This window comes from Streptomyces sp. NPDC006235 (assembly GCF_040613735.1).
Classification (GTDB): Bacteria; Actinomycetota; Actinomycetes; order Streptomycetales; family Streptomycetaceae; genus Streptomyces.
This window is the reverse complement of sequence record NZ_JBEXSR010000012.1, coordinates 151,404-164,554: the sequence shown is the minus strand read 5'-3', so window position 1 is coordinate 164,554 and position 13,151 is coordinate 151,404. Positions and strand designations below refer to the sequence as shown.

The following is a 13,151-nucleotide window of genomic DNA, read 5'->3' as shown; positions in this document are numbered from 1 at the left end:
GTGGCGAACGACGATCGTCCGGTCCTGGTTGTCACAAACCTTGACGACCCGACCACGGACATCGTGATCAGCGAGCTGCACGACCGGGGTGTCCCGGTCGTGCGGTTCGACTCCGGTGACTTCCCCGCCACCCTGTCGTGCTCCGCCTCGATCGGCGACACCGACAGGTGGCGTGGAAGCGTGCAGACCCTGAGCAGGCGTGCCGACCTGGGCGCCGTGAGGTCGATGTACTACCGTCGCCCCTCTGGGTTCGCCTTCCCTCACCTCGACAGGCAGGAAGAGCGGTTCGCCATCGCGCAGGCACGCTACGGGCTGGGTGGCATCCTCACTTCGCTGCCCGGCTGTCTGTACATCAATCACCCCAACCGCATCGGCGACGCCGAGTACAAACCGTCCGGACTCGCGGCCGCAGCGGCGGCCGGCTTCACCCTGCCGCCCACGCTGATCACCAATGTGCCTGACGACGCGCGGGCGTTCATCAAGGGTCACGGCCCGGCCATCTTCAAACCCATCTCGGTCCCGCTCTACCTGGTCGACGGCAAGGCCCAGACGGTTCCCGTGACTGAGGTGACCACCGACGAGATCGACGACGCGGTGGCCGGCACCATGCACCTGTTCCAGAAGTGCGTGGACAAGGTCGCGGACGTCCGGGTGACGGTCATCGGCGAACAGATCTTCGCGGTGCGAATCGACTCCGGTCTCCTCGACTGGCGCACCGACTACGGCACCCACACCTACACGCCCGTCACCACGCCGCCTGAGGTGGAGCGCGCCATGCGTGCCTACCTGAAGCACTTCGGGCTTGTCTTCGGGGCGTTCGACTTCGCCTTGACCGACTCCGGCGAGTGGGTCTTCATCGAGTGCAATCCTTCGGGGCAGTGGGCTTGGATGGAGCCGCCGACCGGTCTGCCCATGACCGCGGCACTCGCCGATCTCCTGGAAGGAGGACTCCGTGGCTAGTGAGCCCCATGCCGAGACAGCGGCAGCCGACTTCCGACGCCAACTGGCAGCCGGACTGGAGAAGGGCGGCTGGCTGCGCTCGCCGGAGTGGCGGGCAGCCGTTGAGGCAGTACCCCGCCACGTGTTCATCCCGCGCTTCTACCGCGAGAGCGACGGCCCGGGTGTCACCACCTGGGAGCCGGTCACCGAGGCGAACGCCGGCCAGGACGCGTGGCTCCGCCTCATCTACTCCGACGAGACGTGGATGACCCAGTTCGACGGCCGGGACATCGACTGGGCCGATCCGAAGCCGATCAGCAACGCGGTCCCGACCTCATCGTCCACTCTGCCGAGCCTCGTAGTCCGGATGCTCGAAGACCTGGATGTGCACGAGGGCATGAGCGTGCTGGAGATCGGGACAGGCACCGGCTACTCGACGGCACTGATGTGCCACCGGCTCGGCAGTGAGGCCGTGACCTCGATCGAGACGGACGAAGGTGTGGCACGGCGAGCCCGCGAGGCTCTCGCGAGGTCCGGCTATACCCCTGACCTGGTGGTGGGGGACGGCCGCGTCGGCCACCTCGACGGAGCCCCCTACAACCGGCTGATCGCCACGTGCGGTTTCCGGAACATCCCCCCTGCCTGGCTGGAGCAAGTGTCGCCCGGCGGCGTCATCCTGACCACTCTGCGCGGCTGGATGCGCTCCCTCGGCCTGGTGAAGCTCATCGTCACCGGCGACAGCGCGAGCGGCTGGTTCAGCGAGGACGACCCGAGCTTCATGATCGCCCGCCAGCAGGATGCGCCGGAGAGCCTCGGCATGGTGCCGGGGCCCGACGATGGCACGAAGCGGAAGGTCACGCACGGGCCGGAAGTCCTCACCGGTTCGGGGCCCGGCTTCATGGCACAACTCGCGGTGCCAGATGCCCGCTTCTTCTCCATGCCGGTCGATGGCGGACCGGTGAGCACGTTCGTGCTGGACGGCGGCACTGATTCGTTCGCCGTCCTCGCTCCCACGGACAGTGGCTGGGAGGTCCGCCAGGGTGGCCGGCGCCGACTCTGGGATGCGGTCGAGTCGGCGGTGGCCACCTGGGAGGAGTACGGCTCACCGAGCACTGCCGCGTTCGGGGTGACGGCATCCCGCGATGCGCAGGTGGTCTGGCTCGGGAACCCGAACGGCCCTCAATGGCCGCTTTCCGCCTCGTGATCAACGCCGCCGAGCTTGATGCTCCTGCGAAGGCCGTACGGCTGGGCGCTCTGGCACATGGCGGGCATTTGCTGCCTGCGCTCTCGGTCCCGGCGCGTGGCGTTCGCCGAGGCGACGGACGCGCCAAGTAAGGGCGCGGGCAGGGCTGCGGGCGTCGTCCAGGGTGCGTTGGCTGAGTGCCCGGTCGAGGAGGGTGGACGCGTTGTGGCCAGCAGCCTCTGCCTCGGCGAGCACGGTGGACAGGGCATCCCAGGCAGGGTCGTTGAGGATGCGTTCGGCGTGCTCGGGCAGCGCCTGTTGGAGGTGGTAGGCGTAGCGCCGCTTGGTCTGCAGGCTGGGTGCCCGGCTGGCGAGGCCGACCAGGACTGGTTCGGCGATCTGGGCGTACACGGCCTGCAGGTGGATCAGGGTCTGTTCGGCTGCCGCCTGCTGTTGGGCGTGCTGGCGGGTGCGGTGCCAATGCATCGCGTAGGCGACCGCGGTGAGCGCCACGTCCAGCAGCATTGCCAGTCCGGCGCCGTCCCCGTGCGGTACCGGGTCCTTCCAGATCGCCCGAACGCTGCGGCGCAGAGCGCGGGCGCTGTCGTGGTCTGCGGCGATGCGGGAGCGGGTGGCGCGCTCGAAAGTGATGGCGGCTCGTTCGAGTTCGGCCCGCACTGCGGCCGGGGCCGTGAGTGGGAGCAGATCGAGGGCTCCGCCAAGCGCGTCCAGCTGGCCTTGGCCCACTTCGTCGTTGCCGTTGCCGAGGTGGTGGGGGATGCGTTCGGTGGCAGCAGTGGCCTGGTGCCAGGGATTGCCCGGGCGGACGGGAACCGGTTCAGGAATGGTGGCGGCGAGACGTTTGCGGATCTTGGGCAGGGAGAGGTTGCCGGCCAGGGTGGAACCGGCGTACCAGATGGGTTCCTTCTGCTTGTTGACGTCACCGGGCAGGGAGACGCTGTAGCCGATTACAGCGCCGGATGGCTCCGTTTTCGGCCGCACGTTCAAGCCGGTCGCATCAAGCAGGGCGAAGAACTCGGTCTCGGTGGACGCGGCGGCCATCGCGCGGCGCACACGCAGACGCAGGATCTCGCGGGATGTGGCGTCCTCGCCCAGACGCTTGGCCTTGAACACTTCCTTGCTGGTGGGGCGCTTGGCGGCCGTGCCGTCGCCGGGCTTGAGCCGACGGAGCCCGTAGTCGATCTCGATCTTGCGGGCCTCTCGTTGGACGGCGCGGATGTCGTGGTCGCGGCGGGGGCGGCGGCCGTCCTGGCGGACGAGGGTGGCTGCGATGTGGATGTGGTCGTCGGCGTGCCGTACGGCGACCCAGCGGCAGGCGTCGGTGTCTCCGGCGGGGGCGATACCGGCGGCAGCCACGATCCGGCGGGCGATCTCCGCCCATTGGGCATCGGACAGGATCGGGTCCTCGCGGGCGGCACGGACCGGGCAGTGCCACACCGTGGTCTTCGGAGCCCGGCGGCCGAGCATGGCCACCGGCTGGTCGAGCTGTGTGTGGAGCTGCTTTTCCACCTCTTTGGGGTCACGGTGCGGGCTGCGGCCGGGGTCTGGGGCGAAGGCGTTCCAGGAGGCGACAAGGTGCGGATCAATGTGCTCGTTGGCGGTGCCTTTGCCGAAGAGGTAGGCGATCAGGCGGCGGGTACTGCCCTTGCCGGTGATGATCTTCGGTATCACCGGCTCACCGACCCTCGGTGACCTGGGCGATGGCAGTGTCCAGCTCGGCAATCGACGCCTCGACGCGATCGAGGAGCCGGTGGACGGTGTCGGGCTGGGGCCAGGTGCCGTCCTTGTTGAGGTGCCAGGTGAGCTGGTTGAGGTTGTTGCCGATGCCGGCGAGCTGCCTGTTGGCGGCCATCAGCACCTGAACCATGGCGCGATAGTCGGCGACCGCTGCCGTGGGATCCTCGGCGCGGGCGGCGGCGAGCGATGCCTCGGCGACGTAGCCACCGGGTTTCATGCGGCTGAGTGCGGCGGCGTGCTCGACTTCGGCGAACTCGCTGTCGCTGTAACGGGGGTGGACGCGGTGTTCGCGCAGGCGCGGCTGACGCAGGCGGCGTCGCGTCGTGGGCGTCTGTGCGGTGTGCGGCGATGGTGTGGTGGCTCCCGTATCGGTCGGCTCCCCCGGGCCAGCCGACTCCGGTGCTCCCTCGGCGCCGGATGCCTCCGCCCCCTCTGGGGCGGAGGCCGGGTAAGGACTCCTTACCCGACAACTTGCTGTGCTGTCTGGGGCTGAGGTGGTGTGCGTCCGCTGTTGAGCTGTGGGGAGTTCGTGGTGCTGTTCCTGCATGAGGGTGTTCCGGTGGTGAGGGGAACGGGAGATGCGTCACGTGCGTCGCATGCGTCCCATGCCTGGTCAGGACAGGTACGGACACTCGGGCAGGTACGGAGATGTCCGTCCCGGTGAGGACATCCGTCCCCGCGCTGACCTGCGCGGGGACGGATGCGACGCAGTGATACGGACCCAGGGGGAGGCGGGTCAGTGGGCGCGTTTGGGGCCGGCGGGGCCGCCGGGCGGGCCGATGGGCAGATGACCCGCCGGTGCGCTGGGTGGCCTGCCCTGGGCCGGGCGCGCGGGCGTGGCGTCGTGCGCGGGGACGGGTGCCGTCTCGGCGAGGTCGGGGCAGTGGCGGGCCCAGCTGTCGAGGAACCGGTTACGGGCGTACCCCTTGGCCTGCCTGCCCTTGTCGAACCGGTAGTTGGCCGGGCGGATGTCGAAGTCCCGCAGCATTCTGCTCAGGTGGTAGGCGTTGAGCCCGTTGGCGCCGTGCTCTGCCCAGGGTGCGTCGGGGTCCTGGAGCAGGGCGGTGACCAGATCCAGGGAGGACAGAGCTTCGGGGTTGCCGTGTGCCTCGAAGATGCGGTGGATATCGCGCAGCAGCCGCGTCTTCAGGTTGGTCTGCTCGTCCTGTACGGCCTCGAACCGGGTCATCGCCACGCAGGCCGCACGGGCACTGGCGGGCCACTGGCCGCCAGCCAGGTCGGCGATGATCACCAGCGGCTCCCAGGTGTCCGCCGCCCGGTCCTCCACCGGCATCGTCGGCGCCATGCGGCCAGCCGTGCCGCGCAGCGGGCCCAGCCAGGCGGCCAGCTTGTCCCGCAGCGCGTTCAGCTCCGGTGCGGCGTAGCGCGAGCGGAACGGGGTCACCTTGTCGCCCGGCTTGCGCTTTTGCATGCGGAGCACGACCGCCCGGTCCGTGATCGTGTCGGGCAGGTCGCCGATCGAGGCCAGTGCAGCCATGGCGAAGGTCGGATACGGGGTCGGCTTGTGCTCCGGACCGGAGATGCGCCAGGCGGGCCGGTTGCGCTGGTGTCCGGCGTTCAGCAGGCCGCGCAGTTCCTCGTTGTCGCCAGCCTTGCTGAAGATGGTGTCGGCCTCGTCCACCAGGATCGTGCGCGGGTTCTTTCCGATGACGCGGAAGAGCACCGCCGTGGACATGTTCACCGTCATGATCGGCTGATGGACGGTCTCGTGGAGCACGTCCAGCACACGGGACTTGCCGCAGCCCTTCGTCGGGCCTACGACCGCCAGACGCGGCGCGTGCTGCAGAACGGTCTGGATGTGCGTGGCCGCCACCCACAGGGTGACTGCTGTCAGCGCCTCGTCACTGGGCAGCACGACGTACTTGCCGATCGCCGCCCGTAGCTCGTCCAGCAGTTCCGCACCCTTACCGGAACCCCGTTCCCCAGGGTCTGCCGGTCCCCGAGGAGGCCGGGAGCTGGTCCCGTGATCCGGTCCCCGTGCGTCGACGGGACCGGTCCCCTCCTGCTGGGCGGTTCCCGCCAGGGGGTTGTCGGGCCCCAGCGACTGGTGGGGACCGTGATCACGGTCCCCATTGCGGTCCCCTGGTGCAACTGCGGTCTCTTGGGGACCGGTCCCCATTTTGGCGCCGCTGACCTGCGGGTTTGCGCCGGATGTCGATACGGGGACCGGGAAGTGCGGGGATCGATCAGCCGGCACGTCGCGGGGACGGTCCCCAACAGCGGCATCAGCAGACGGCTGGGGACGGTCCCCGTGTGCTTCCACATCCGCCGAGTGTTCGACGGTCCTCGACGCCGGGGGCCGTGTGTCCGCCTGATCCCTGCGACGCCAGGGGACGCCCTCGCCGGGGACCGCGGGAGTGGGCCAGCCGGTCGGGGAGGTGTTGGCGGAGCTGGGGGACGTAGAGTCCTCCATAGGCGTTCCTCTCCGGTGAGAGGCAGGACGGGCAAGGTCCCGCCCCTCACCAGCTCATTCGTTCAGAGATGGGCGATCAGTTGGGAAGTCTTCGGCCCTCGGCGTTGGCGCGCCGGGGGCCACTTCGTTGTCCGCGCCAGACGCGCGGTCAGGCCGTGAGGTCGTACGACGTCTGGGCATCCAGCCACGCGTCCACCTCCCGCCAGCGGTAGCGCAGGTGACGGCCGACCTTGTGGACGCTGGGGCCGATGCCCCGGTACTTCCACTGGTAGAGGGTCTTCACCGGTACCCCGAGGTACGCGGCCACGTCGGCGGGAGCGGCGAGCTGGTCACGCTCGGCGCCGGCAAGGCGCGGGGAGTTGTTCGGCAATGAGGTCTCCATATAGGAATCAGGGTTTTGGATGGCAGGCGTGGGCAACACAGCCAAACCACCTGGGAAGCGTCCAGAGTGAATTCTGAAACCCCCGGCTACTTCCCTCGGCGTCGCCAGGGAAGAGCAAAACAGTAAGGGCGGATCCCCGGTTGCCGAAATCGCTCCCACGGAAGCCGAAATTTTCTGGGGAGGAGCAACTGGATGAAGTGCCGGAATCCGGTACCTCAGCAGCTCAGAGGCGGCGTCCAGCGCTGAGAAGTGACGTGACCAGTCCAGCGGACATTGCATCCAATAGTTGCTCAAATCGCCCACTTCTTTGACGCGGAGGGAAGGTAGCACAACCTCCCTGCCGAAACAGCTCGTGATGTGCCGGAATTCGACGAGACGAACACCACTTCGCCCTCGGGCGACTTTTGGAGAGTTTAAGAACTAACTCTTGCCATGACGGCCGACTGCGAGTTACAGCTATTTGTCATGCCCAACCGACCTATCGAAATAGGCCCCTCCGGCCTCCACACCGCCCGCGCTATCGAGCACTACGCCTCGTGCGCAGCCTGCCCCAGCACCAGCTCGCGACCCCGCCCGCAGCCCTGCTGCTCCCGTAGCTGACGCGCATCGCCACGCCCTACGCCACCGCCCAGTCCCCTAACCCCATCCAGGAGGCCCTTCTTGGCTGACGTGTACGACCGCTGGCACAAGTCCCACCCCAAGCCCGCCGAGGCCGAGTGCGGCGAACACAAGAGCCGTACGAAGCGGATGGTCCCCACGGCTGATCACGGCATCGGCAAGCGCTGGCAGGTCCGTTACCGCGACCTGGACGGCCGCCAACGCAAGGAGAACTTCCACACGAAGGCCGAGGCGGACAACCGTGCCGCCGAGGTGGACGTCGAGATCCGGCGCGGTTCCTACGTCGTCCCTGCCGAGACGAAGCAGACGCTAGGCGCCTACGCGCAGAAGTGGCTCGACGCGAACTCCGTCGGCCCCACGACCGCGCTCCGCTACGAGGCGACCGTCCGCAACCACATCGTGGAGCACCTCGGTCGGCGCGAGCTGCGGTCCCTCAACCAGCCCTCGATCATTCAGGGTTGGATCCGCACGCTCCAGGATGCGGAACTGGAAGTGTCGACGATCGAGGGCATCTTCGACATCCTCTCCAGCATCCTCGGCATGGCCGTGGAGGACGGGCTGCTGCCGAAGAACCCCTGCAAGTCGAAGTCGGTCAAGCTGCCGACGGCGACCAAGAAGAAGGTCATCCCTTGGCCGTTGGAACGCGTACGTGCGGTCGTCGCCGGGCTCCCGAAGCGCTTCCAGGCCGGTGGCAATCTCGCCTTCGGCTGCGGCCTGCGCCAGGGGGAGGTGTTCGGCTTCGCAGTCGACGACATCGACTTCAAGGGTGGCTGGATCCACGTCAACCGCCAGGTGCGGCTGGTCGGTACGAAGCCTGTCTTCGCCCTGCCCAAGGGCAACAAGATCCGGTCAGTGCCCCTGCCGGCCCAACTCGCCGCCACCGTCAGGGCCCACATGAAGGAGTTCCCGCCCGTCGCCGTCACGCTGCCCTGGGCCAAGCCGGACGGCGAACCGAAGACCTTCCGTCTCCTCTTCGTGGACGAGAAGAGCCGGGCCTACAACCGCAGCGTCTTCAACATGGGTGCCTGGAAACTCGCCCTGGCCGCCGCCGGCGTGATCCCTCCGCGCGAGCGCGGAGCGCGCTACCTCCAGGCGGCCCCGGAAGACGGTATGCACGCCCTCCGGCACGCCTACGCCTCCGTACTCCTGGACGCGGGGGAGAGCATCAAGGCGCTCTCCGAATACCTCGGTCACTCGGACCCGGGCTTCACGCTGCGGACGTACACGCACCTACTGCCATCCAGCGAGACCCGCACCCGCAAGGCGATCGACGACGCCTTCACGGAAACGGAAACGGAAGCGGGGACGGGAGCCGAGGCGGAAGACAACGGCGACCCACCCGTCGCCCAGGGCGCATCAGTGCCCCCAGTAAAATCAATGTGCCCTCAATGTGCCCTGGCCGCCTGACGGCCCCTCCCCGGCACCAAAAAGGGCGAGGCCCGAAGACCGCGCCCGATCCGCAAGAAACCCCAGGTCAAGGCCACACCAGGCAATACGGCTGATGCCCCGCCTCGTGGAGCCGATGGCTGAAGTCCTGCCACTCGTGCAGCAGTTGGTACACGTTGAACGCGTCCCGAGGACCGCCCCGGTCCGGGACCGTCGACCAGATGAAGGCCGCCGCGCCCACCGACTCCTCGCCGATGCCCCGCAGGGGGTCGACGACGGTCATCGGGAGTTTCACGACCGCGTAGTCGGGGTGCAGGACGACCAGTTCCAGGGGCGGCACCTTGTGCAGGGGAATGCCCTCGATGCCCGTCAGGACCATCGCCGCCATGGTCTCCGGCTTGATCTTCGTGAACATGCCGTTCATGCCGAGCTCGTCGCCGCCGAGTTCCTCGGGGCGCATCGAGATCGGGACGCGGGCCGCGGTCGCGCCGTCGGGCGCGCCGAAGTACTTGTACGTCACCCCCACCCGACCACCATTCCTGCTCCCCGTCCGAAGATCGTCCATTCGGCGTTCAGTACGGCGGTCGAGCCGGTCCGGTTCACTCGGCAGCCCCTGCGTCTGACGTGCTTCCTGCGTGTCCTCCGCTTCGCGCCGGTGCCTTCCCCGCCGGGCACGTCGAGGACCCAGGTCATCAGTCCCCTCGCCCAGTCCGCCACCGCGATGCATATCTCCACCCGACTGCTTTTCTAGGACGCGTCGCCCCCGCCGCGCAACCCGATCATCGTGTCAGTGACCTCCCCCGCGGCCGCTCGCCGAAACGTGCGCTGAAACATCTGCCCGCGGGATCTTCGCAGCCTCCGACCACCCTGGGCCGTGTGAGCTGTGTGTATCACGCCCCAGTCTCGCAGACGACAGAGGTTCGGGGACCGGTTGCAGGGCACTGTCCTACCCTGAACAGGTCACACGCACCCGGATCCCGACGACGTCGGAGAAGGTCGGAGAAGTCGCAGGTCATGAGCGAACTGGCATATCCGTATGAAGCACCGGCCTCGCAGGCTCTGTTCGACCGTGCGGCGGCCGTCACACCCGGTGGCGTGAACTCGCCGGTGCGGGCCTTCCGCGCCGTCGGCGGCACACCGCGGTTCATGGTGTCCGGCAAGGGGCCGTACCTGACCGATGCCGACGGGCGGGAGTACGTCGACCTCGTGTGCTCCTGGGGGCCCATGATCCTCGGGCACTCGCACCCCGAGGTCATCGCCGCCGTCCAGGACGCCGTCGCCCGGGGTACGTCCTTCGGCACGCCCGGTGAGGGCGAGGTCGCGCTCGCCGAGGAGATCGTCGCCCGCGTGGAGCCGGTCGAGCAGGTGCGGCTCGTGTCCAGCGGGACCGAGGCGACCATGTCCGCGATCCGGCTCGCCCGCGGGTTCACGCAGCGCAGCAAGGTGATCAAGTTCGCCGGCTGCTACCACGGGCACGTCGACTCGCTGCTCGCCGCCGCGGGCAGCGGCGTCGCGACCTTCGCGCTGCCCGACACCCCCGGCGTCACCGGTGCCCAGGCCGGCGACACCATCGTCCTGCCGTACAACGACCTCGAGGCCGTGCGCGCCGCCTTCGCCGCCCACCCCGGCGAGATCGCCTGCGTGATCACCGAGGCCTCTCCGGGCAACATGGGCGTCGTTCCGCCCGCGGACGGCTACAACCAGGGCCTGAAGGACCTGTGCGCCGAGAACGGCGCCCTCTACATCTCCGACGAGGTCATGACCGGGTTCCGGACCAGCCGCGCCGGGTGGTACGGGGTCGACGGGGTCCGGCCCGACCTGATGACCTTCGGCAAGGTCATGGGCGGCGGCTTCCCGGCCGCGGCCTTCGGCGGGCGCGCGGATGTGATGGCTCATCTCGCTCCGGCCGGGCCCGTGTACCAGGCCGGCACGCTCTCCGGGAACCCGGTGGCCACCGCGGCCGGGCTCGCCCAGCTGCGCCTCCTCGACGACGCCGCCTACGACAAGGTCGACGCCGTGTCGCAGCAGATCCGGGGGCTCGTCACCGAGGCGCTGACCAAGGAGGGCGTCGCGCACACGCTGCAGAACGCCTCCAACATGTTCTCCGTGTTCTTCACCGACCGGCCCGTACGGAACTACGAGGACGCCAAGGCGCAGGAGTCCTTCCGCTTCACCGCCTTCTTCCACTCGCTGCTCGCGGACGGCGTCTACCTGCCGCCGTCGTCCTTCGAGTCCTGGTTCGTCTCCACCGCGCACGACGAGCGGGCCGTGCAGCGGATCGCCGACGCCCTCCCGGCGGCGGCCCGAGCTGCCGCGGAGGCCACGGCATGAGCAACGACACGAACCACGACACGAACGGCGACCTCACCGTCGTCCACGTCATGCGGCACGGCGAGGTCGCCAACCCGGACGGCATCCTCTACGGGCGGCTGCCCGGCTACCACCTCTCCGAGCTGGGCCGGCGCATGGCCGACCGGGTCGCCGAGCACCTCGCGACCCGCGATGTGACGTACGTCGTGGCCTCGCCGCTGGAGCGGGCGCAGGAGACGGCGGAGCCGATCGCCAAGGCGCACGGTCTCGACCTCGCCACCGACGAGCGGCTGATCGAGGCCGACAACATCTTCCAGGGCAAGACGTTCGGTGTCGGGGACGGGGCGCTGCGCAAGCCCGGCAACTGGAAGCACCTGGTCAATCCGTTCCGGCCGTCCTGGGGCGAGCCGTACGTCGACCAGGTCGTGCGGATGATGAACGCGCTGAGCGCCGCGAAGGACCGGGCCCGGGGCCACGAGGCCGTCGTGGTCAGCCACCAGCTGCCGATCTGGATCGTCCGGTCGTACGTCGAGCGGCGGCGGCTCTGGCACGATCCGCGCAAGCGGCAGTGCACGCTCGCCTCGCTGACGACCTTCACGTACCGGGGCGACAGGATCGTTTCCGTCGGCTACTCCGAGCCGGCCCGCGATCTCGTCCCGGCGCATCTCCTCGCGGGCGCCAAGCCGGTGAAGGGGAAGGCCAAGGCGTTCGGCGCGTAAGCCCTTTCTGTTCGCTTCTGACGGGCTCGTTACGGAATCTGCAAATATCGGCGGAACCTCCCCGTTCATCACGTCCTCTGACTGGGTGACCACCAGAGAACGTGATGAACGGGGATGCAATGCGCACTCTCACCCGCAGGGGAGCACTAGGAGTCGGCGCCGGAGCCGCCGCCACCGTCGGACTGGCCGGCTGCGGCGGCCTCACCTCGTCTGATGGCTCGAGCCATGCGGGAGGTTCCCCGGGCAAGGGGACCGGCAGCCCTAAGCCGACCGCCCGGCCCATCGGCGACGGCTCCACCGCCTACACCGGCAAGCAGCCCCACCAGCCCGCGAAGCCCGAGCCGCTGGAGCCGGGGCAGACCCCGCCGCAGTTCGTGGTGTTCTCCTGGGACGGCGCGGGCGAGGTCGGCAACGGGCTCTTCCCGCGCTTCCTGGACCTCGCCAAGGAGCACGGCGCGAGCATGACCTTCTTCCTGTCCGGGCTGTATCTGCTGCCCGAGTCGAAGAAGCGCCTCTACGACCCGCCGAACAACCCGCGCGGCGCCTCCGACATCGGTTACCTCACCGACGAGCACGTCAAGGAGACGCTGAAGAACGTCCGCCGGGCCTGGCTGGAGGGCCACGAGATCGGCACCCACTTCAACGGGCACTTCTGCGGTGAGACCTACGGCTCGGTCAAGAACTGGACGCCCCGGCAATGGCGCAGCGAGATCGACCAGGCGAAGTCCTTCGTGAAGGAGTGGCGCACCAACACCGGCTGGACCGACCTGCCGTCGCTGCCGTTCGACTACGACAAGGAGCTGGTCGGCGGCCGTACGCCCTGTCTGCTCGGCCAGGACAATCTGCTGCCCACCGCCCGCGAACTGGGCTGGCGCTACGACGCCTCCTCGCCCGGCGGCCGTCAGGTCTGGCCGGTGAAGCGGCAGGGGATCTGGGACCTGCCGTTGCAGCAGATACCTTTCCCCGGCCGGGGCTTCGAGGTGCTCTCCATGGACTACAACATGCTGGCGAACCAGTCGATCAGCACCACGAAGGCACCCGCGCACAACTACCCGGGCTGGCGGCAGCAGTCGGCCCAGGCGTACATCCAGGGATTCAAGCGGGCATACGAGACTAATCGGGCACCGCTCTTCATCGGCAACCACTTCGAGCAGTGGAACGGCGGCATCTACATGGACGCCGTCGAGGAGGCCTTCAAGCACATCGCGCGGGAGAAGGAGAAGGGCGCGGATGTGCGCCTCGTCTCCTTCCGGCAGTTCGTCGACTGGCTGGACGTGCAGAAGCCCGAGGTGCTCGACAAGCTCCGCACGCTGGAGGTCGGGCAGCAACCGGCCGGTGGGTGGAAGGGATTCGTCGAGAAGACGCCGACAGGTGCCGGTACGCCCTCCCGAAACGCCGCCTGAAATGCGGGTTTCCGCCCGC

General features: G+C 68.6%; 11 protein-coding genes. 6 read left to right on the top strand and 5 right to left on the bottom strand.

The window, feature by feature from the left end:
* Together tgmB and tgmC are read left to right on the top strand one after the other, a co-directional pair.
* Window positions 1–960: an ATP-grasp ribosomal peptide maturase gene (gene tgmB / locus ABZ192_RS17270; protein WP_149830117.1), complete on the top strand. Its 960-nt coding sequence runs from the start codon at window positions 1–3 to the stop codon at window positions 958–960.
* Window positions 953–2,143: an ATP-grasp peptide maturase system methyltransferase gene (gene tgmC / locus ABZ192_RS17265; protein WP_356925316.1), complete on the top strand. Its 1,191-nt coding sequence runs from the start codon at window positions 953–955 to the stop codon at window positions 2,141–2,143. The genes tgmB and tgmC overlap by 8 nt, the downstream gene beginning before the upstream one ends.
* Here the strand turns inward: tgmC and ABZ192_RS17260 are convergent, their stop codons facing one another.
* From ABZ192_RS17260 to ABZ192_RS17245, 4 genes are all read right to left on the bottom strand, one after another.
* Complete coding sequence (locus ABZ192_RS17260) at window positions 2,144–3,814, bottom strand: mobilization protein (RefSeq protein ID WP_356925315.1); 1,671 nt, start codon at window positions 3,812–3,814, stop codon at window positions 2,144–2,146. It lies immediately after the preceding gene.
* Window positions 3,815–3,818: 4 nt separating this feature from the next.
* Complete coding sequence (mobC, locus tag ABZ192_RS17255; RefSeq protein ID WP_342787048.1) at window positions 3,819–4,097, bottom strand: plasmid mobilization relaxosome protein MobC; 279 nt, start codon at window positions 4,095–4,097, stop codon at window positions 3,819–3,821.
* Window positions 4,098–4,616: 519 nt separating this feature from the next.
* Window positions 4,617–5,795: a DUF3631 domain-containing protein gene (locus ABZ192_RS17250; RefSeq protein ID WP_356925342.1), complete on the bottom strand. Its 1,179-nt coding sequence runs from the start codon at window positions 5,793–5,795 to the stop codon at window positions 4,617–4,619.
* Window positions 5,796–6,462: 667 nt separating this feature from the next.
* Entirely contained in the window at window positions 6,463–6,696 is a 234-nt protein-coding gene (locus tag ABZ192_RS17245) for a helix-turn-helix domain-containing protein (protein ID WP_356925314.1), read from the bottom strand.
* Between the two features lie 669 nt (window positions 6,697–7,365).
* Between ABZ192_RS17245 and ABZ192_RS17240 the strand changes: the two genes are divergently transcribed.
* A complete protein-coding gene (locus ABZ192_RS17240) occupies window positions 7,366–8,721 on the top strand; it encodes a tyrosine-type recombinase/integrase (RefSeq protein ID WP_356925341.1) in 1,356 nt (451 codons plus the stop codon).
* A gap of 67 nt (window positions 8,722–8,788) precedes the next feature.
* Here the strand turns inward: ABZ192_RS17240 and ABZ192_RS17235 are convergent, their stop codons facing one another.
* On the bottom strand, window positions 8,789–9,427 hold the full coding sequence (locus ABZ192_RS17235) for a hypothetical protein (protein WP_356925313.1): 639 nt from the start codon (window positions 9,425–9,427) through the stop codon (window positions 8,789–8,791).
* A 287-nt stretch (window positions 9,428–9,714) separates the two neighbouring features.
* Between ABZ192_RS17235 and hemL the strand changes: the two genes are divergently transcribed.
* From hemL to ABZ192_RS17220, 3 genes are all read left to right on the top strand, one after another.
* Complete coding sequence (hemL, locus tag ABZ192_RS17230) at window positions 9,715–11,031, top strand: glutamate-1-semialdehyde 2,1-aminomutase (RefSeq protein ID WP_356925312.1); 1,317 nt, start codon at window positions 9,715–9,717, stop codon at window positions 11,029–11,031.
* Window positions 11,028–11,729, top strand: a complete 702-nt coding sequence (locus tag ABZ192_RS17225) for a histidine phosphatase family protein (protein WP_356925311.1) — start codon at window positions 11,028–11,030, stop codon at window positions 11,727–11,729. Before hemL ends, ABZ192_RS17225 begins: the two co-directional genes overlap by 4 nt.
* Before the next feature lie 119 nt (window positions 11,730–11,848).
* Window positions 11,849–13,132 carry a hypothetical protein gene (locus ABZ192_RS17220; RefSeq protein ID WP_356925310.1) on the top strand — a complete coding sequence of 428 codons (1,284 nt, stop codon included), beginning with the start codon at window positions 11,849–11,851 and terminating at the stop codon, window positions 13,130–13,132.
* Window positions 13,133–13,151: the final 19 nt, after the last annotated feature.